The 20,278-nt window shown below is 61.8% G+C and carries 14 protein-coding genes and 1 pseudogene; 6 read left to right on the top strand and 9 right to left on the bottom strand.

Annotation, left to right across the window (positions count from 1 at the left end; genetic code table 11):
- Positions 1 to 81 precede the first annotated feature (81 nt).
- Both metH and coaA read right to left on the bottom strand, forming a co-directional pair.
- Positions 82 to 3,666 (bottom strand): methionine synthase, encoded by a 3,585-nt coding sequence (gene metH, locus ACTNFJ_RS07845; protein WP_435905805.1) that lies wholly within the window; start codon positions 3,664 to 3,666, stop codon positions 82 to 84.
- A gap of 24 nt (positions 3,667 to 3,690) precedes the next feature.
- Positions 3,691 to 4,659: a type I pantothenate kinase gene (gene coaA, locus ACTNFJ_RS07840; RefSeq protein ID WP_435905804.1), complete on the bottom strand. Its 969-nt coding sequence runs from the start codon at positions 4,657 to 4,659 to the stop codon at positions 3,691 to 3,693.
- Positions 4,660 to 4,690: 31 nt separating this feature from the next.
- Here coaA and glmS point away from each other — a divergent pair, with 31 nt between their 5' ends.
- The 6 genes and pseudogenes from glmS (at position 4,691) to tsaD (ending at position 11,106) form a co-directional block, all read left to right on the top strand.
- A complete protein-coding gene (glmS, locus tag ACTNFJ_RS07835) occupies positions 4,691 to 6,541 on the top strand; it encodes a glutamine--fructose-6-phosphate transaminase (isomerizing) (protein ID WP_435905803.1) in 1,851 nt (616 codons plus the stop codon).
- 6 nt (positions 6,542 to 6,547) lie between these two features.
- Positions 6,548 to 6,898 (top strand): annotated as a pseudogene (locus ACTNFJ_RS07830) (holo-ACP synthase); the annotation flags it as partial.
- A gap of 128 nt (positions 6,899 to 7,026) precedes the next feature.
- Positions 7,027 to 8,694, top strand: coding sequence for an alanine racemase (gene alr / locus ACTNFJ_RS07825; protein ID WP_435905802.1), 1,668 nt, complete (start codon positions 7,027 to 7,029; stop codon positions 8,692 to 8,694).
- Positions 8,695 to 8,714: 20 nt separating this feature from the next.
- Positions 8,715 to 9,557: a tRNA (adenosine(37)-N6)-threonylcarbamoyltransferase complex dimerization subunit type 1 TsaB gene (gene tsaB / locus ACTNFJ_RS07820; RefSeq protein ID WP_435905801.1), complete on the top strand. Its 843-nt coding sequence runs from the start codon at positions 8,715 to 8,717 to the stop codon at positions 9,555 to 9,557.
- On the top strand, positions 9,554 to 10,030 hold the full coding sequence (gene rimI / locus ACTNFJ_RS07815; RefSeq protein ID WP_435905800.1) for a ribosomal protein S18-alanine N-acetyltransferase: 477 nt from the start codon (positions 9,554 to 9,556) through the stop codon (positions 10,028 to 10,030). The genes tsaB and rimI overlap by 4 nt, the downstream gene beginning before the upstream one ends.
- Complete coding sequence (gene tsaD, locus ACTNFJ_RS07810) at positions 10,027 to 11,106, top strand: tRNA (adenosine(37)-N6)-threonylcarbamoyltransferase complex transferase subunit TsaD (protein ID WP_435905799.1); 1,080 nt, start codon at positions 10,027 to 10,029, stop codon at positions 11,104 to 11,106. Before rimI ends, tsaD begins: the two co-directional genes overlap by 4 nt.
- Before the next feature lie 46 nt (positions 11,107 to 11,152).
- Here the strand turns inward: tsaD and ACTNFJ_RS07805 are convergent, their stop codons facing one another.
- The 7 genes from ACTNFJ_RS07805 to ACTNFJ_RS07775 form a co-directional block, all read right to left on the bottom strand.
- The gene (locus tag ACTNFJ_RS07805; RefSeq protein ID WP_435905798.1) at positions 11,153 to 11,578 is read right to left on the bottom strand and encodes an arsenate reductase ArsC; all 426 of its coding nucleotides are present in this window, start codon (positions 11,576 to 11,578) and stop codon (positions 11,153 to 11,155) included.
- Positions 11,579 to 11,590: 12 nt separating this feature from the next.
- A complete protein-coding gene (locus ACTNFJ_RS07800; protein ID WP_435905797.1) occupies positions 11,591 to 12,586 on the bottom strand; it encodes a metalloregulator ArsR/SmtB family transcription factor in 996 nt (331 codons plus the stop codon).
- Positions 12,583 to 13,635: an ACR3 family arsenite efflux transporter gene (gene arsB / locus ACTNFJ_RS07795; protein ID WP_435905848.1), complete on the bottom strand. Its 1,053-nt coding sequence runs from the start codon at positions 13,633 to 13,635 to the stop codon at positions 12,583 to 12,585. Before arsB ends, ACTNFJ_RS07800 begins: the two co-directional genes overlap by 4 nt.
- A gap of 1,095 nt (positions 13,636 to 14,730) precedes the next feature.
- Positions 14,731 to 16,734 (bottom strand): hypothetical protein, encoded by a 2,004-nt coding sequence (locus ACTNFJ_RS07790; RefSeq protein WP_183664415.1) that lies wholly within the window; start codon positions 16,732 to 16,734, stop codon positions 14,731 to 14,733.
- Positions 16,735 to 16,821: 87 nt separating this feature from the next.
- On the bottom strand, positions 16,822 to 18,804 hold the full coding sequence (locus tag ACTNFJ_RS07785; protein ID WP_183664413.1) for an ATP-binding protein: 1,983 nt from the start codon (positions 18,802 to 18,804) through the stop codon (positions 16,822 to 16,824).
- Positions 18,801 to 19,475, bottom strand: coding sequence for a hypothetical protein (locus ACTNFJ_RS07780; RefSeq protein WP_206348524.1), 675 nt, complete (start codon positions 19,473 to 19,475; stop codon positions 18,801 to 18,803). Before ACTNFJ_RS07780 ends, ACTNFJ_RS07785 begins: the two co-directional genes overlap by 4 nt.
- Positions 19,476 to 19,866: 391 nt before the next feature.
- On the bottom strand, positions 19,867 to 20,232 hold the full coding sequence (locus ACTNFJ_RS07775; protein ID WP_183664411.1) for a sulfate permease: 366 nt from the start codon (positions 20,230 to 20,232) through the stop codon (positions 19,867 to 19,869).
- Positions 20,233 to 20,278 lie beyond the last annotated feature (46 nt).

Genomic DNA, 20,278 nt, shown 5'->3' with positions numbered 1-20,278 from the left:
GGAATCTCCCACCCTCGGCGCCTTCTTCACCTCAGGGCGTCGTGTTTGCGCACAGAGGGCACCTTGAGCTGGAGAAGGGCCCTAGACCGAGAAGTACTTCGCCTCGGGGTGGTGGAACACGAACGCATCGGTCGATTGCTCGGGGTGCAGCTGCAATTCCTCCGAGAGGGTGACGCCGATGCGCTCAGGACGGAGGAGCTCGACGACCTTGCGTCGATCCGCCATCTCAGGGCACGCTGGGTAGCCCAGCGAAAACCTAGCCCCTCGGTAGCGCAGTTTAAAGTAGCCCTCAATGTCGGTAGGCTCTTCCGAACCGAAGCCGAGTTCGACGCGGACCCGGCTGTGCCAGTACTCGGCGAGCGACTCGGTGAGTTGCACAGCGAGACCGTGCAACTCCATATATTCGCGATACTTGTCGCCGGCGAAGAGCTTTGCGGTGTGCTCGTCGACGCGCGCTCCGACCGTCACAAGTTGCGCGGAAAACACGTCCGTTTCGCCTGATTCCTTCGACCTGACGAAGTCTGCGAGGCACAGATGCCGGTCGCGGCGCTGCCTGGGGAACGTGAAGCGCAGACGCTCGGTTCCGGTTCCCCCACCCGATCCACCATCGGGGGCCAGTACGCCACCCTGCTCGCCGTGATGAAGAACGACCACGTCGTTGCCCTCACTGTAGGCCGGGAAGTATCCGTAGACGACCGACGCGTCAAGCATGCCTTCGGTTTGCATCCGATCGAGCCAGGATCGCAGCCGCGGTCTGCCCTCACGAGCCACGAGTTCTTCGTAACTCAGGCCACCCTCCCCGCGGCCGGATTTCAGCCCCCACTGGCCCATGAACACCGCACGCTCGTCGAGTAGCTTGGCGTAGTCGGCGAGTGGCACGCCCTTGACGATGCGGGTGCCCCAGAAGGGAGGCTGGGGTACTGGATTGTTGGTGGCCACATCGCTGCGGGCGGGCAGGTTTTCGGGTTCGGTCAGCGCGAGCTTCGACCCAGCACGGTGAATCCGCTTCTTCAAGGGCGGGAGACCGACCTGTGCCGCATCTTCGCCACGGGCGACGCGAACGAGGGGCGCCATCAGATCGAGCCCTTCAAAAGCATCCTTCGCGTATCGAACCTCGCCATCAAAGAGTTCTGCGAGGTCATCCTCAACAAAAGCACGGGTGAGCGCCGCGCCGCCGAGAATTACGGGCCAGCGCTTCGCGAGACCGCGGACATTCAGTTCCTGCAGGTTTTCCTTCATTACGACGGTGGACTTCACCAGTAGGCCGCTCATGCCGATCACGTCGGCCTCGTGTTCCTCGGCCGCCTTGATGATGTCATTGATCGGCTGTTTGATACCGAGATTGATTACGGTGAATCCGTTGTTGGTGAGAATAATGTCGACCAGGTTCTTCCCGATGTCGTGCACGTCGCCCCGCACGGTCGCGATCACCATCGTGCCCTTTGACTGCGCCTTCGCGTCGCCTTCGAGCTTTTCCATGTGCGGCTCGAGCAGCGCAACCGACCTCTTCATCGTCTCAGCCGACTGCAGCACGAACGGCAACTGCATTTCGCCCGCACCAAAGCGCTCACCGACGGTCTTCATACCGGCGAGCAGGGTGTCGTTGATGATGCCAAGTGCAGTTTGCCCCTCGGCGAGGGCCTGATGAAGGTCACCCTCGAGGCCCTTTTGGTCTCCGTCGATAATGCGGCGTTCGAGCCGCTCGGTCACCGGCAGCGCGGCCAACTCGGCCGCGCGCTGGTCGCGCATGGAGGCGAGATCCACATCGGAGAACAGATCGAGCACACGCGACAACGGATCGTAGGTGAGGTTGCCCGCCTCGTCGTATCGACGACGATCCCAGACCAGGTCGAGCGCGGCCTCTCGTTGCGCCTCGTCGATTTGCGCCAGCGGAACGATCTTCGCTGCGTGAACGATAGCCGAGTCGAGGCCAGCCTGCACTGCCTCGTGCAAGAACACCGAGTTCAGTACCACGCGGGCCGCCGGGTTGAGTCCGAACGAGACGTTCGAGACGCCAAGGGTGGTGTGGAGGCCCGGGTATTTTGAAGTGAGTTCGCGGATCGCCTCGATCGTCTCGATCGCGTCGCGTCGCGTCTCCTCCTGCCCGGTGGCAATCGGGAACGTCAGCGCATCCACGATGATGTCGCCGACGCGCATGCCCCACTGATCCACCAGAGTGTCAATGAGTCGCGATGCGATCCGCACCTTGTCTGCTCGAGTGCGCGCCTGCCCCTCCTCGTCGATGGTGAGCGCAATGACCGCCGCCCCGTGCTCCTTCACGAGTGGCATAATGCGTGCGAAACGGCTAGTGGGCCCTTCCCCGTCTTCGAAATTCACCGAGTTGATGACGGGTCGGCCACCGATCAGTTCGAGCCCGGCCTGCAACACGGCGGGTTCAGTCGAATCCATGACGATAGGCAGCGTCGACGCACTCGCCAGGCGAGACACGACCGCGCGAGCGTCGGCGACACCGTCGCGGCCAACGTAATCGATACACACGTCGAGCAGGTGCGCGCCATCGCGAATCTGTGCCTTCGCGATCTCGACGCACTCGTCCCAGTCTTCGGCGAGCATCGCCTCACGGAATGCCTTCGAGCCGTTCGCGTTAGTGCGCTCACCGATCGCGAGGAAGGCGGCATCCTGGGTCAGGGATACCGGCTGGTAGAGGCTCGCCACCTCGTCCTCATGGGTCACTTCGCGGGGGAAAATGCGCTCGCCGCCAAGACGATCGACTACCGCGCGCATGTGGGCCGGCGTGGTGCCGCAGCAGCCCCCCACAAGGCCGAGGCCGAATTCTCTGACGAATTGCTCCTCCGCCACCGCGAGCTCGTCGGGTGTGAGCGGGTAGACGGCACCGTTCGGTCCGAGCTGGGGGAGCCCTGCGTTGGGCATCGCCATCACCGGAATGCCCGCGTGCTTGGACAGATACCTGAGGTGCTCACTCATCTCGGCAGGGCCGGTGGCGCAGTTGAGCCCAATGGCGTCGATGCCAAGCGCCTCGAGCGTCGCGAGTGCGGCTCCGATCTCGCTCCCCATGAGCATCGTGCCTGTGGTTTCGACCGTCACCTCAACGAATATTGGCAAACGCACGCCGGAACGCTCAGCCGCGAGCTTGCATCCATTGACCGCTGACTTCGTCTGCAAGAGATCCTGGCTCGTCTCAATCAGAAACGCATCGGCGCCCCCTCGGATGAGTCCCATGGCTTGCAGCGCGAACGTTTCCTTCAGATGGGCATAGGTGGTGTGCCCGAGACTCGGAAGCTTCGTGCCCGGACCCATCGAGCCGAGTACCCAGCGCACGCGGCCGTCGGTAGTCTCGGCGTGATCGACTGCCGCGCGGGCAATGTGGGCTCCAGCTTCGGCGAGTTCCTCAATGCGCTCGTCGATGCCGTAGTCGCTCAGATTTGACCAGTTCGCGCCGAAAGTGTTGGTCTCGATCGCGTCGATTCCGGCCTCAAGGTACGCATCATGAATGCGGCGGATCATGTCAGGGCGTGACACGTTAAGAATTTCGTTGCAGCCCTCAAGCCCCTGAAAATCTTCGAGCGTCGGCCCTTCGTCTTGCAACTGGGTGCCCATCGCCCCATCTGCGATCACGACACGGCTGCGGATCGCGTCAGTTAAAGCGGCAGATCGTGCGGGCGTCTGAGGGGAGGAGTCAATCACCCTGCAAGTCTAGGCTGGGGCTTCTCAGAGCTTACGAAGTAAGACTTTCTGCACTCTGTGATCGGGTTCCTTGCGCAGCACGAGTGACGCCCTGGCTCGCGTTGGGCGAATGTTTTGAATGAGGTTGGGCTCGTTGATGTTCTTCCAGAACTCGAGGCCCACCGCCCGCGCTTCGTCCTCCTCGAGGCCCGCATACTGGCGAAATCGTGAGTTCGGATTGCGAAAGGCGTCTTCTTTTAAACGGAGGAAACGCTCGATGAACCAGTGTTCGATGTCGGCGGTGCGCGCATCGACGTAGATCGAGAAGTCGAAAAGGTCGGAGACAGCGAGTGGGTGCTGCATGGAAGCGGGTTGCAGCACGTTGAGGCCTTCGACAATGAGGACATCCGGGGTGTGTACGGTGGTGAATTCACCGGGCACTATGTCGTAGATCAGATGGCTGTAGTGCGGGGCACGGGTCTCGGGAAAGCCGGCCTTCACCTGCGACACGAATCGCAGCAGCGCTCGCCGGTCGTAGGATTCGGGAAACCCCTTGCGGTGTGCGATTCCGCGACGCTCGAGTTCCGCGTTCGGATACAGAAATCCGTCGGTGGTAACGAGTTGAACGTTCGGGGTCTCCGGCCAGCGCGCCAGCAGGTCGCGCAGGATGCGTGCGACGGTCGATTTTCCGACAGCCACTGAACCGGCGATGCCCAAGACGAAGGGGGTCGGCTGGTCGTTTCCCCGCCCGAGAAACCGGCGTGTGCGCGTATGCCCCTTTCGCGCGGCGATGGCGTACTGGTTGATGAGGCGGCTCAATGGCCGATAGACCTCGCTCACTTCGGCTAAATCGAGCGGCTCGCCCAGCCCGCGAAATGCCGAGATTTCCGCCTCGGTGAGTGGCATCGGAGTCTCACCAGCGAGTCTCGCCCATTCGTCGCGGCCTATTTCTATGAAGGGCGAGATTCCGTCGACGCGAGTCAGGGCATGGGTGTCATTGTTGTACTCAGTCATCGCTCCTCATCGTGCCACTAAACTGGGCCGCATGTGTGGAATCGTGGGATATGTCGGCCCGAACGACACCGTTGAGGTGCTCGTCAACGGCCTGAGGAGACTTGAATACCGGGGCTACGATTCGGCGGGAATCGCCGTGCTTGATGCCGACGACGAGTTGCTGGTTCGTAAGCGTTCTGGCAAGCTTGCGCGACTCATTGAGTTGCTCGAGGAGAGCCCGGTCCAGGCTGCGGCCACGGGAATCGGGCACACGCGGTGGGCCACCCACGGGGGGCCGAGTGACGTGAACGCGCACCCGCACCTCGGCGATGGTGGCAAGCTGGCGTTGATCCACAATGGAATTGTTGAGAATTTTGCGGAGCTTCGCGCTGAGGTCGAGGCTGACGGCATCGATCTGCTCAGCGAAACAGACACCGAGGTGGTTGCGGCGCTGCTCGGCCGTGAAGTTTCGCGTGTCGGCGACCTTGAGGTGGCATTTCGCAACGTGGTGGCCCGACTTCACGGCACCTTCACTCTGCTCGCCATGCACCGAGACACCCCCGAGACCGTTATCGCCGCCCGGCACAATTCTCCGCTGGTAGTTGGCCTTGGCGACGGGGAGAACTTCTTAGGATCCGACGTGGCTGCCTTTGTGAGCTACACGAACCGCGCGGTCGCGATCGACGAAGACAACATCGCGATCATCACGCCGCAGGAAGTGCGGATCACGGACTTCGCTGGTAACGCCGTCGAGTTCTCCGAGTATGAGGTTGCCTGGGACGCGGGAGCAGCCGACAAGGGCGGATGGTCGTCCTTCATGGCGAAGGAGATCACCGAGCAGCCAGACGCGGTCGCGAACACCATTCGCGGCCGTGTGGTCGACGGTCATGTTGAAATTCCTGAGCTTACCGAGCTGGACAGCGAGGTGCTCACGGGCATCGACCGCATCGTGATCATCGCGTGCGGCACCGCCTCATACGCGGGTCAGATCGGCGCCTACGCAATTGAGCAGTGGGCGCGGGTCCCAGTGGAAGTGCAGCTCAGTCATGAGTTCCGCTATCGCGACCCGGTGCTGACACCGCGCACCCTGGTGATCTCAGTCAGCCAGTCTGGCGAAACCATGGACACGCTGATGGCGGTCAAATACGCCAAGGAGCGCGGCACGGTCAACGTTTCGGTCTGCAACACACAAAGTGCCACTATTCCGCGTGAAAGTGACGCGGTGGTCTACACCCACGCCGGTCCAGAAGTCGCTGTGGCTTCGACGAAGGCGTTTACCGCGCAGATCACCGCGTTGTACCTCATTGGCCTGCACCTGGGCCGTGTGCGCGGAACGCTCTCCGATATCGACGAGGCCGCCGCGGTGAAGCAGCTTGAACTCTTGCCCGAGCGGATCCGCGAGGCCGTCGAGACGCACGAGCAGATCGCGCAACTCGCACACTGGATGGCGGACTCCCGTTCGGTGCTCTTCCTCGGCCGCCATGTGGGTTACCCCACGGCTCTTGAGGGCGCGCTGAAGCTGAAAGAGATCGCTTACATTCACGCGGAGGGCTTTGCTGCAGGCGAGCTCAAGCATGGCCCGATCGCGTTGATCGACCACGGTCAGCCGGTTTTCGTATTGGTGCCAAGCCCCCGTGAATCGCCGATCATGCACTCGAAGGTGGTCTCGAATATTCAGGAGATTCGTGCGCGTGGCGCCCGGGTGATCGCGATCGTGGAGAAGGGGGACACCGCGGTGTTGCCTTACGCCGACGAGGTGATTCGCTTGCCGCTCACCGACGCACTGTTCGAGCCGCTGGTGCAGGTGGTGCCGCTGCAGTGGTTTGCGCTTGAACTCTCCACAGCGAAGGGTCTCGATGTTGATCAGCCTCGCAACCTGGCGAAGTCGGTAACGGTCGAATAGCGCCCGATGATCCGCGGCATTGGCGTCGACACCGTTCAGATCGATCGATTTGAGCGGCAGATCGCGCGCACGCCAGCGCTCGTGGATCGGCTTTTTGTTGGTGACGAGCGCACCCTCGGGGTGCGCTCGCTCGCGGCAAGGTTCGCGGCAAAAGAAGCGCTGATAAAGGCGCTCGGTGGATCTGGCGGATTGTGCTGGCACGATATGGAGGTGCGCAGAGGGTCGGAGCGTGCTCCGTATTTTGTGCGCACCAAGGCCCTCGAACGCGTGCTTCGCGAGCGGGGGGCGCAGCGCGTTCACTTGTCTATCACGCATGACGGGGGAGTGGCCACTGCCTTCGTGGTGGTTGAGGCAGATTCGGGAAGCTCTGCGTCGGGGCGGGGCGCGCCGGATGAAGCGGGTACGCTCGAAGCACCGACGCCAAGCAATTCGGCGATCTCGGGAATGCCAGAGGGTAATGGGACCACGGATCGCGAGGGGGCAGAGTGAGAACCGGCACTATGCGCACCGCAGAGGTCTCCCTTCCCGCGATTCGTCACAACGTGCGCCGCATCCGCGACCTCACGGGAGGCCAGGTCATCGCGGTCATTAAGGCCAACGGCTATGGCCACGGCTCCGAGATCGCGGCGCGGGCCGCGATCGAGGGAGGCGCAGCATTACTGGGTGTGACCGATCTCGAGGAGGCGCTCTCGCTGCGAGACCTCGGAATCGATGCACCAATTCTGTGCTGGTTGCACGGCGTACGGGCGAACTATGATGCGGCTCTCGATGGCGATATCGAGATCGGTGTGAGTCACATCAGTCAGCTTGAGGCGCTTGCCGCAGCTGCGGAGCGGTCTGGGCGCACCGCGACGGTGCAGTTTAAGGTCGACACCGGTCTCAGCAGAAATGGTGCATCGGCCGAGGACTGGGAAACGTTGTTCATGCGCGCGGCGAAGCTGGAACAAGCCGGGCTCGTGCGCGTTCGGGGCATCTTCAGCCACCTGGCGAATGCGGGTGAGGAGAGTGACCGAGCCCAGGCTGCGCGATTCGACGAGGCAATTGATTTGCTGCGCGGGGCAGGCTGCGAACCCGAGCTGGTGCACCTTGCCGCGTCGGCGGCGACCTTCTCGTCGCCGCACCTGCACTACAACACGGTTCGCGTAGGCGTGACGGTGTTCGGCTTGAGCCCGTTTCCCGATCGGACCTCGGCAGATCTCGGGTTGATCCCGGCAATGACGCTGAAGTCAGAGATCGTGGGGCTTCGTCAGGTGGCAGCAGGAACCGGCGTCTCGTATGGATATAACCACGTGGTGCAGGGCGACACGACCCTAGCTCTCGTGCCTGTTGGGTATGCGGACGGCATGCCTCGCGCGCTGAACGGGGCAGGGGCCACGGTCGCGATTGCCGGCCAGCACTGTCCCATCGTGGGCCGCATCGGGATGGACCAGTGCATCATCGACCTGGGGAGTCTCGCCAGGAAGGTGAGCGTCGGAGAGTCCGTTGTCTTCTTCGGCGACCCCAGTACCGGGGTTCCCCCAGTGGAGATTTGGGCCGAGCTGATGCGCACCATCAACTACGAGATCGTCGTGGGTATCGGCTCGCGTGTGGTGCGTGTCGCACTCGATGATGTGCCTGGTTCTGATGACGAAGACATCCTGGTTCCGAGCGGCCGACAAGCGCAGCGGCCAGGTCCGACCTCACACCGGTTCGAGGTGAGCGACCCCGATGAAATGCACACTCTGGGAGTGCGGCTGGGCAAGCTCCTCGCCGCGGGCGACCTGGTGATCTTGACCGGACCACTGGGAGCTGGGAAAACGACTCTCAGTCGCGGCATTGGTGAAGGGCTCGGGGTGCGCGGACCCGTGACCAGCCCTACTTTTGTGCTCGCTCGTACTCACCCGTCACTTGTTGGCGGCCCGCCGCTCGTGCATGTCGACGCGTACCGGCTGAGCGATGCCACCGAACTCGACGACCTCGACCTCGATTTCGATCGATCGGTTGTGGTCGCCGAGTGGGGGGCAGGGATGCTTGACGATCGTGACTCTTGGGTTGAGGTGCTCATCGAGCGCCCCACTGGAGGGGGCGGCGGCGAGTGGGATGAAGATGGAATCGAGCCGCGGGTCGTGACCGTGACGGGGTACGGTGACCGGTGGAAAGCAGGAGTGCGCTGATGTGTGGGTATGTGCCGGGTGTGAATGATCCAGATCCTCTCGAAGGCACCGATGACGTCGCCGAACGTGCAACCGATACCGGCATTCAGGCTGAATTTCTGATGCCCAGCGAATTAAGCTCGGACTCGCCCGCCGAGCGGGTGTTCGATGCGCCAGAGGTTGGCGACCGAGTGCTGCTCGCGATCGACACCTCGCTAGGTACCTCGGTCGCAGTGAGTTACGCGGGTCGGATCGCGGAGGTCGTGAGTGACGACGCTCGCGGCCACGCCGAGGTCATCGGTCCCTTGATTGCCCGTGCCCTGGAGGTGGCGGGCGTGCGCGGTACCGAGGTCACGGGTGTCGTGGCTGGCATGGGCCCAGGACCCTTCACGGGCCTGCGTGTTGGCATTGCGGCGGCGCAGTCATATGCAGTCGGCCGAGGGGTTCCGCTTTTGCCGTTGCTCGGCCACGAGGCTGTCGCGCTTTCGGTGCTGCAGCTTGGTGCGATGGCATCGGTGCGCGTGGTGCAAGATGCACGTCGCCGTGAGCTGTTCGTCACAGAGTTTGGTGTGCTCGACTGGGGTGGTGTGCCAGTGCGCAGGGGTGAGCCATTCCTGGTCACCCGTGCCGAAAATGAGGCTGTCTCTAGAGAGGTTTGGCCCGAGCGGATCCCCGCAGCCAGGCTTGTGCAGCTCGCCGCGCGGCGGCTGGCGAGTGGCCGCGACTTCGAAGCGGATCGCGCGGTCTACCTGCGTGCGCCAGATGTGAAGCCCTCGGCCGGGCCGAAGAGAGTGTCTGGGCAAAGCGAACGGACCGCGTTCGCGCTCCCAGACAGTGCCGCTACTGCGGCAGCCCACGGAGCGCAGCGCGGGGTGTCTGCGTGACCGTGGGCAGCGCTGAGAAGTTTTCATTGCGACCAGCCACGATGGCGGATCTCGACGAGATCTGGGCGATCGAGGCTGCCGTCTTCGGAGACGATGCCTGGAGTCGCGACCTCATGCGTGAAGAGTTGGCCGCCGATCACCGCGTGTACCGTGTGCTGGTCGACGATGCGGGCGTGGTTGTGGGGTACGGCGGGCTGCTGGCCGTTGGGACAGACGGGGACATCCAGACCATCGCTGTGGTGCCAGCCGCGCGCGGTGGCGGCCTCGGGCGGCGCCTCATGGAGGCTCTCCTGCAGGCGGCATGTGAGCGCGGAGTGCGCGAGGTCTTCCTCGAGGTGCGTGCCGACAACCCCGTCGCACGCGGTCTGTATGAGTCACTCGGCTTTGAAGAAATTGGCGTGCGGCCTCGCTACTATCAGCCGGGCAACGTGGACGCAATCGTGATGCGACGAACGGAACGGGGGCGCAAGTGAGCGCGGCAGACCCACTGGTGCTTGGAATCGAGACCAGCTGTGACGAGACCGGGGTGGGGATCGTGCGCGGGCGCACACTCTTAGCCAATACCATCGCCTCCTCGATGGATGAGCACGCGCGTTTCGGCGGGGTTGTGCCCGAGGTGGCGGCGCGGGCGCACCTCGAGGCGCTGCGGCCCACGATAGAACAGGCCGTGACCGAGGCCCGGATCCGCCTGGAAGATCTCGACGCTGTCGCGGTGACCGCCGGGCCAGGTCTCGCCGGGGCTTTAATGGTGGGCGTTTCTGCGGCCCAGGCCCTTGCGATCGCGCTTGATAAGCCGATCTATGCGGTCAACCACCTGGTCGGACACGTGGGTGCCGATCTGTTGCAGGGCGAGGGGTTGCGCCAAGTTGCGGGAGCCGTCGGCGAACTTGAATTGCCGACCGTGGCGTTGCTTGTCTCGGGCGGGCACACCTCGCTGCTCGTGGTACGTAACCTCGCGAGTGACGTGGAGCTCTTGGGTGAGACCATCGATGATGCCGCGGGCGAGGCGTTCGACAAGGTCGCGCGGCTGCTCGGGCTGCCTTACCCAGGCGGGCCGCACATTGATCGGGTTGCAGCCGACGGCGATCCACACGCCATCAGGTTCCCCAGAGGCCTCACCTTGCCGAAAGACCTCGCGAAGCACCGCTATGACTTCTCGTTTTCTGGGCTGAAGACCTCGGTGGCGCGCTGGGTGGAGAAGGAACAGGACGCGGGCCGAGAAATTCCAATCGCGGATGTTGCCGCGAGCTTTCGCGAGGCTGTCGCCGACGTGCTGACCGCGAAAGCGATTGCCGCCTGTCGCGATCTTGGCGTGCCGAGACTCCTTCTGGGTGGGGGAGTTGCGGCGAACGCGCGCGTGCGCGCGCTCGCCGCCGAGCGAGCGGCTGCCGCCGGTATCGAGCTTCGCGTGCCGCCGCTGTCACTCTGCACTGACAACGGCGCGATGATTGCCTCGCTGGGCGCGCAACTCGTCATGGCGGGTCACGAGCCGTCGCGGCTCGGTTTCGGCGCCGATTCGACGCTGCCCGTCACGCAGGTGCAGGTATAGCGAAGAGGGGCTGGGATGACCCAGCCCCTCCCGTTTGTGCAACCGGTTAGTGAGCTGCCACTTCTTCTGCACCCAAGAGTTCTGACACGAGCTCGGTAATGCGCCCGCGAATGTCATCGCGGATCGGACGCACTGACTCGATGCCCTGGCCGGCTGGATCTTCGAGCGCCCAGTCCTCGTAACGCTTGCCGGGGAAGATGGGGCAGACGTCGCCGCAGCCCATCGTGATCACGACATCCGACTCCTGCACCGCTTCGGTGGTCAGTACCTTTGGGGTTTCCGCGGTGAGATCGATGCCTTCCTCGCGCATGGCCTCGACTGCGATCGGGTTGATCTCGTCAGCGGGGAGCGAGCCCGCGGAGAGCACCTGGATGCGGTCTCCCGCCAAATGGCGCAGGTAGCCGGCGGCCATCTGGGAACGGCCCGCGTTGTGCACGCATACAAACAGAACGGTTGGGGTGGGTGAGCTCATTGCGCTGCTTCCTTACTCGGAGGGGATGAGGGTTGAGACCAGGGTCTGAACGCGGGCTTCAATGTCGTCGCGAATGGCCGCGACGCCCTCGGGCGAGGCGAGAGCGGGATCGCCCACGGCCCAGTCCTCGTAGCGGACGCCGGGAATGATCGGGCAGACATCGCCGCAACCCATTGTGATGACGACGTCGGCGGCCCGCACCGCGTCGTCGGTGAGAGGCTTTGGGAAGCGTTCGTTAGCGCGTTCGCCCTCAATCTCTACCAAGAGTTGGTGCACATTCGGGTGAACGTGGGCCGCCGGAGACGATCCGGCGGAGCGGGCAGTCACCCGGCCTTCGGAGAGCGTGTTGACAAGAGCAGCTGCGAGTTGAGACCGTCCCGCGTTTTGCACACAGACGAAGAGCACTTGCGGCCCAGACTGCGTGCGGTCTCGCTGCAAATCTGCGATCCGCTGCTTGGCAAAATTCTGGGTGAGTGTGATCAGGTGGGTGGCGATTCGCGCAGTCCGGGCCAACGAGGCATACGACTCCCGAACGAGCCACAGTACTTCGCTGCGCGGGAGATCGGGGTGTGCCGAAGCGAGTTCCTCAGCGAGATGCGTCACGCGCTCGTCCAGATTTGGCAGGGGGTCGTGTTGCTCGTGGTGCGGGTTGTCTGCAACCGCAGCCGGGGCGAAGGAATCGAGCAGTGCAGTGACTGCAGTGCGGCGGTCAGCGGGGATGCTGTACCAGACCCAGGTGCCTCGACGGTAGGCCTCAAGCAGCCCAACCTCCTTGAGCACCTTGAGGTGATGCGAAACGGTGGGCTGTGCGACGCTACTGAGCTCAGCAAGGTCGCACACGCAGGATTCCCCGCGCGGATCCGTGGCGATGGCAGAGAGCATTCGCAACCGCAGTGGATCGGCCAGCCCTTTGAGCGTAGCGGCCAGCGACTGGGCGGTTGCGGCACCCATAGCGTGCGACTCCGTCGAGGCGCACACAGTGCCGGGTTCAGTGGCCATAATGCTCATGGGCTGCTTAGCGACGGCGCGTAGGGGTCGGTGCGGAACCACTTGCGCGCGATCCACAGCGAGACGTAGACCAGGCCAACGAGAACCGGGACTTCTATGAGCGGTCCGACTACACCGGCAAGCGCTTGGCCAGAGGAAGCGCCGAACGTTCCGATCGCGACGGCGATGGCCAGCTCGAAGTTGTTTCCCGCCGCGGTGAATGCGAGGCTGGTGGATCGCGCATAGCCGAGGCCGAGGCTCTTGCCGACCGCGATGCCCAAGAACCACATGAAACCGAAGTAGACGAGCAAGGGCACGGCGATGCGGGCGACATCAATCGGCGAGGTGGTGATCGCTTCGCCTTGGAGGGCGAAGAGCAAGACAATCGTGAAAAGCAGGCCGTACAACGCCCAGGGTCCGACCCTGGGGAGGAAGGTGCCCTCGTACCAGGCTCGGCCCCGACGCTTCTCGCCGATCCACCGAGATGCGAAACCCGCGATCAGCGGCACCCCGAGGAACACCAATACGTTGAGTGCGATTTGCCACACCGAAACGTCGAGACCTTGTGTGTCGAGGCCGAGCCATCCGGGGAGGGCGACGAGGTAAAACCACCCCAAAAATGAGAACGCGACGACCTGAAACACCGAGTTGATCGCGACTAGCACGGCTGCCGCTTCGCTGTCGCCGCAGGCCAGGTCGTTCCAGATCACCACCATGGCGATGCAGCGGGCGAGCCCTACGATGATGAGGCCGGTGCGGTACTCGGGAAGATCTGGAAGGAAGATCCAGGCGAGAGCGAACATGACCGCGGGGCCGACGAGCCAATTGAGCATGAGGGACGCGATGAGGAGTTTCTTGTCTCCCGTGATCGCTGCCACCTTGTCATAGCGAACCTTCGCCAGCACCGGGTACATCATCACCAGAAGCCCGAGAGCGATCGGGGTCGATATGCCGCCGAACTCCAGTCGGGTGAGGACCTCTGAAACTGCGGGCACGAAGCGGCCGAGGAGGAGCCCCGCGACCATAGCGATGCCGATCCAGAGCGGTAACCATTTGTCGAGCGTGGACATGCGCTTCCGTGCCCCGGCCGGGCCAGATTCCCGGGCACGTCTGGTCAGGGCCGAGGCTGAAGGCGTGCTCACGAACTGGAGCCTTGAGTTGACATGTGTCTATATTGACAACTATCGATTCAGGGTGCAAGTGTCAGGTCGGAACTCGGCCATGGGATGGAGAGGCGACATGGCAAATCGACTCATCTGTGGTGACCAACCGCATGGAACACACAACACGCGACTGGCGAAACCAACTCCATCCACCAGGCCGCTGGCCTCGGATATGACAGATGTCTCGCGACATATGAGGCGTATGTCGCGAGACATGGTGTAACCCATGTCCCGACTCATCACAATGGTGCCCCTGGCTGGATGACGTTCGAAACTCGTCACGGGCCCTGAAATCGTTGATTTCACGGGCGAGTTCGGAGATACCGATGGTACGCAAGGTAGGTGCACGGACGCCTATTTCGGACCCTCGAGGCCGAGTCATTGAGTCGGTTGGGAAGGTTCAAACCTCTGTCACCCCCGAAGTTGTTGTTCGAATGGTTGGGTTATACGGGGCCGGACTGAGCGCGCGCCAAGTTGGACTTGAGGTGGGCTTGCATCGAGAAGCGGTGATGCGCCATCTTCGAAACTCGGGTGCGCGGATCCGGCGGCAAGGATTGGACGCGGACGCTGTCGATCAAGCTCGGGAACTTTACCTGTCAGGGAAAACTCTTGCTCAGGTAGGGATAGTTCTTGGAGTCGCCCCGGGCACTATCGGCCGGTACCTCCGCAGTCATGGCGTACCATTGCGCCCTCCGTTGATCCCAACTGAAGTTTCCGTTGTCCAGGGGCAACAATGACCTCGAATAAAGCAAGCACTACGCAGGCCGACTTGCGTGAGGGGCGAGCATCGTGGTCACGATCAACCAAGAAGACGAGCATGCCGAGAGGTCCTCACGCACGCAGGTCACGAACCTGCGTGTATTTGTGGGTCGGCGCGAGTACTTATAGCTCCGCAACTTGGCTGCGTGCAAACAACTCACGAACGATGTAATCTCCGGCATGTTATCCCTCGCTGAGGTACGCGAGAAGGGACCAGAAGGAACTTGGCAACCTGGTACTAACCTAGTTGGTCTTCATATCCCTAGGAGTCACACGATTGCCATGGATTACTAGAGTTACTACGTGACGGGGCTGTCCTCCGGAAATGGGAACCTCTTGAACCCAAACCGATTCCTCAAGGGAGGGCGTTCCGTGTACTTGGTCGGTCAAGTCGAGGACCATCTCTAGAGAAACGGCAGGGCCGGTCACGGAATAGGCAGCGGCCTGCCCTCCGTATGCCTTGAGAAGAGCAGCAGGTGAGACATTGGTAAGTTCGCGCTTCACCTCAATCGTGAACTTGTGATTCTGGGCGACTGTGATGTCAGCTCGACCAGCCGCGACATCGTGTTGTTCCATCTCGACGAACCTCCGAAGAGGAGTTGCCTTGAGCCAGGTCGCGACATCGATTTGGAGAAAGCTTTCAGTGAATGGTTTCCCATTTTCGGGCTCGAAAAGATAGTGAACGATTGGGCCGCCATTCATTCGGCCGATGTTGGCGCGGTCAGCAGCGAACTTCAAGATACAGGTCAGCATCTCGGTGAATTCGTCTAGGGCAGTGCCGCCAAGGCCGGGGCACTCCTTTAGCGAGACCATGACACGCTCAAGTAGCTGATCAACTATCGGATCGGACTCTCGAGCCTTGAGGCGTGCTCGCGTCTTGGCCCCTTCGTTCAGCGTGCGAAGAAGATTTGGAGCGCTCTCGCTAGCTGCGACGAGTTCATCGGCGATCGCTGGGTCAAGGTTATCGTTTAGTTCTGCGGCTAAATCGGGCGCAGCCGCCCAGGCTTTTCCCACCACATCACCACTGGGAGCTTCCTTAGACGCCGTGATCGCGGCGAGGAGACGGCGTGCGACTTCGAGTTCGTCGACGGGTAGATCCTCGTCCTCGACCAGCCCATGCAAATGGTTCAGGAGACCATCGCGTCGAAGGAACGCTGCCTCTACTACAGGCTCCAATACAATCCGAAGCCCATCGCCGCCCATTACAGTGATGGATCGGGATGCCCGGTAGGCCGCGAGGACTCTCGTCAAGGTGACGATAGGCGTGTTCCATGAAGGCTCGCGCAACGGATCCATGGCAGCACGTAGGGTTCTAGCGAGCGCGAACCACTCAACTTCTGCTTGGCGACGGGGTGCGGCCCAGCTGCCGAGGTCGCTGCGCGTCGTCATCGCTACTCGGTGGGTGATCGCAGCTGTCAACGTATCTATAGTTTCTGCCTGTTCGCCGTTTGAACTCTCGCCAGTCACAAAGGTGACGGTGAGTTCTAAGACGCACCTGTAGAGAGTGGCGTCTTCTCGGGCTTCTTCCATACTTTCGACGGTTGTGAACTGGTTCCGAGCAGACCTAAGTCCAGCAAGTACGTCTTCAACTGTGCGAGCCTCGAGTGCTGTACGGAGGGTTAACTGAGCGAGTTCGTAGGCTGCATCCGCACGGGTGATGTCATGTTCAAGCAGCACTCGGAGTCTGTCTCCCAGACCCTCATCGTTCCAATAATCGAGAGCAAACCCCATAAGCTTTGGCAGACGTTCCAGAAGATCTTCGGAGTCGCTGGGTTCGACCGTGTTGAGGAATTCCAGAGCTCGGAAGCGAGCAGTAGTGTCGGTGAGCCCGAGCCTGGCCAGGGCTTCGAGATATGCATACGCCTGAAGTCCATTTGTGGCCTTTGCTTCTGTTACGCGACTGTAGAGGGCCAACGCGAGAGGGCGACTCTTCGCTTGGAGAAACAAGGGGCTGTTGAGCGCAACATCTGCGGAGTCAAGGAAAACTAGGTTTGTGAGTGAAGGCAGGACCACGGTGGCTGCTTCGAGGAGTAGGTCCGCGTGGGTATGATCTGCACGCGCGGCAGCTTCTGCGAGGGCAATGAACTCCGGGCCGCACTCAGCCGCGGCTCGGGCGACCGTCTCGGCGTCTTTGAGGTCTGCGGGGTCGACAGAAGCGAGCAGGTCGTCTCCGAATGCCTCGAGCTCTCCGGGGATACTGGCGTCAGGGACTCCGGTCTTGCTTAAGGCTTCGAGCAGGCCAGGCACTGGCAACCTCCTCGCTGGGTTGGTCAAGGCAGTGCTGGAGGCATCTGACAATAAGTCGAGTGGTCGCAGTGGTCAGTTTGAAGGCGGTCACCAGAGCGGCCCTCCATCAAGGCTGGCGTAGATTTGGTCGGCGGCGAGGTGGCCCTGAACTGCGGACGGATCGTCGGAAGCGACGAGGACCTGGAGGGTTGGGAGCTCGCTCTTGAGGGAATCGAGCTCGGTGAGGAGAGTTGTTTCGGCATCGGCCGTGAGCTCGTCGCCGGGAGAGTCGAGGAGAATAAGTCCTGGGTGGCTTCCTACTCCGGAGCGGTGACCGATGCGCAAGAGCGCGGCAATGACGGCCACGCGTAGTCGGACACGTTCGCCGCCGCTGAGATTCTTGAAGGAGTCTTCGACGCCGGCGGTGACAACGCTCATTCCCCCGTTGCGATTGAGCTTCACTGAGTCGAGATTGTCGATTCCGAGCTTGCGTCCGATAGCGAGAATTTCGGAGTCGAGTTCGATGAAGAGTTCGCTAGCTTCCTCGGTCGTGACGTCCTTGAGGATGTCAAGGGTGGCCTCGAGGACACGGATAGTTTCGGAAGACTCGGTAGTGCTTTTCCCCTCAGGGAAGCTTTCCAGGCGACCAGCCAATCGGGATTGTTCGAGTTGAATTCGAAATCGGTCGTTGAACTCGTCGGCCTGACTGGCGGTAGTGAGTTCGGCAGCGAGGGCGGTGACACGATCATGTACCTTCTTTGCGGCTGCGGAGGCAAAGACGGAGCTTTCCTGGGCCGCCTCCTCTGCGGCTGCGAGCGCTTCGAGTGAGTTGGCCGCGTCTTCGTTGTCGTCAGTGCTGTCGTCTTCATGGTGAGCACCGGTGGGGATTTCCTTGGTGCAGACGGCGCACTCGTGGTCGCTGAGTTCGCGTTGAGTGCGTTTGGCCTCGAACTTCTGCTCGCATCGAGGACAGTGAGCTGGGTTGAGTCCCTGGAATAGGAGTTCTGCAAGTTCGGTCTCACGGCTGCGGCTAGCGCGGAGTACCTCTTCTTGTCGCGCCGCTTTAGCTTCGTCGAAGGTGCGGCCAGCGTCTCGGCTTTCTGCGTTAGCGGTGTCAAGATCGCGCTCTGCTTCTCTGAGCTCATTGGCAACGACAGCAAAGGGGCGGCCTGATGCTGACGGGAGGGCATTGAATTTGGTGTCGAGCGCATCGAGTTCAGCTTGGATGGAGGCGCGGTTGCTGGTACGCGCGGCGGCATCTTCGGTAGCTCTTCGGACGATATTCGCTTCGTCCTGGCGTTGTACCCGAACAAGTGTGTTGAGGCGGATGTAGGTGCCCATGAGAGGCACGTTGCAGTACATCTGAAGGATACGGGCAGGGAGGCCTGCGAAGACGGTGTCGCCAAATAGGAGATCGGAGTTCCGCGGAAGGTGTATTCCGCCGTAGTATGCGGGCCAAGTGTTGGTTCGTGGTGCTCCTTGATCACTGCCATTGTGTTTCTGGAAGTGTGTGATGGGGTCGAAACCGAGGAGCGACATCATGGTTTCATCCTGGAAGTTGGCAAACTGCGACTCTGACATGCCTGAGCCAACGATGTTGACGGCAGCGGGGTTTCCTTCTCCTGCAAGATAGGCGCGCAAAGTTGCCGCATCCGTGGCGCGGATAACGTCAGCGACGAAGCCGGATTCGCTTTTGGTCAAGACGACTGCCATTGAGATGCCATTGATGGCGTACTCAAGAGAGATCCGGTCGAACCAGGGTTTAACGTCGCTACGAAGGTCTCTGGGTTTGCCACGCAAGGCCCAGGTGACCAATTCCAGCACGGAAGACTTGCCGCGGAGGTTCTCGCTCGTGATGAGCGCGGTGACGCCGTATGGGAATTCAAATGTCTCATCGAACGGGCCATCCCACTGGGTATTCGTTCGGGTTCCGCTGAATTGGAGTCGGCTGATGTCAATTGAGCGGCTGACGGGCGGCACCGGGACGAGCGAGACGCCTTGCCCGGTGAGAACTTCATCGACTTTTGTGATGGGGAGGTCGGACTTCTCCGCAATCAAGGCCCTCAGTTCGTCTTGGGTAGGGACGCTCATGGCTGCTGTCCTTCTAGGTTGGCTCTGATATCTGCTATCCGGCGGCGAGCTCGGCCGGTGATGCTGGGGATGCGAACGCCGTGTGGGGTCTTGATGTACTCATCAATGAGGTATTGACGATCTTTGAGGGTGGTGGCACCTTGTCCGTCGGCCAGGAGTACTACGAGTGTTGCTCGGGTGGAGTACCAGGCGAGTTCGGGGTATTCCTGGCGGATTTGGGCAGCCAGAGCCTCTCCGGCTTGGGTGAGGTAGTAGTCAGTGCGCGTTATGTTGCCCGGGCGGCCTTTTTTCCGGCGGATAACAAGGTCGGCCTGGCGGAGGATCGAGAGGGCGTCTTCCAGGTCCTCGTACGCGCCGAACAAATAACGGAGCATCGGGTAGCGGCGGAGTTCAGGCTCTTCGCTGTCAAGGATTTCGCCCGCTATTTGGAGGAGTGTGGGGTCCTTATCGCCGTCTTCGTAGTCGTTGAGGAGTTCGTTGGCGAGGTAGTCGGGGTTTCGGACCCAGAAATCGAGTTTCTGGAGTCGGACCTGGGTTCGCACGACTCCGACTGCGGTTGCGAGCGGCGGGTCCGAGGCAGCGAGAGCAGCTCCGTCGATGGGTTCCGCTGCCTTGTCGATGAGCATCAGGATGCGAACTGCGTCCTGCATTCGCGTCGTAGATCTCGTCATCTATTACTCTCTGTTACACACGACGCCGTCGTCGTCAATAGCCTCTACCCAATCAAACCAGACGCCTGCTGCGTAGCGGCCACCGACACGCTAGCAGCGGCATTCGGGCGTGCTGCGGGTTTGGTTGACTCAGGTTTTTGGGCCCGAGTATGACTCTGCCTAGCGTGGCGACCGCAAACTCGATTGGGTTATTGTTCTCCGGCCTCGTAGACACCGCTTTCGGTGATACTTCCGCCCCGATCCAGGCCACGAGTACCTCATCGACGCTGGGCATCTCGACTTGGTCGTCCCTGACTCTGTGGAGCCTGCTGGCGAGGAGCCCTCTAAAAATCCGTTTGCACATCACAAACGCGTAGCGCCGGTCCGGCGGACTGGCGGACCGGCAGGCCAGTTAGTTGCTGACGGGTGCCACTTCCCATGCTGCCGCAGCTCGCTTACTGTGACTGCGGGCGCGTGCTTCTTGGAAGCGGACACGAGCCAGGAGGACGAGGCTGACTGGTCCCATGAGGAGCAACTTGAGGCCGTTCCACAGCAGCAGGAAGAACACCAAGTAGAGCCATTCGCTCCAGCCGTGATCGATGAGGGTGGTGCAGTAGGCGGCGGCGAAGAGGTAGATACCGCCGAGGAGCATCGCGGGGATACCCCATTTCAGGCCGCGTCGGGTGCGGATTTTGTCGAGGAGGATGTTTGTCGGCATCCACCGGCGCAGGAATCTACGGGTGCGGATGCTGGCGTTCCACAGTCGGGTCAGGAGCATGATCTGGGTCTCACTTTCGCACACGGAATATCAGGTGGCCGGCTGG

Source organism: Leucobacter shiyiweii (genome assembly GCF_052446065.1).
GTDB lineage: Bacteria > Actinomycetota > Actinomycetes > Actinomycetales > Microbacteriaceae > Leucobacter.
The sequence above is the reverse complement of the archived record's forward strand: the minus strand, read 5'-3'. Positions and strand labels throughout refer to the sequence as shown.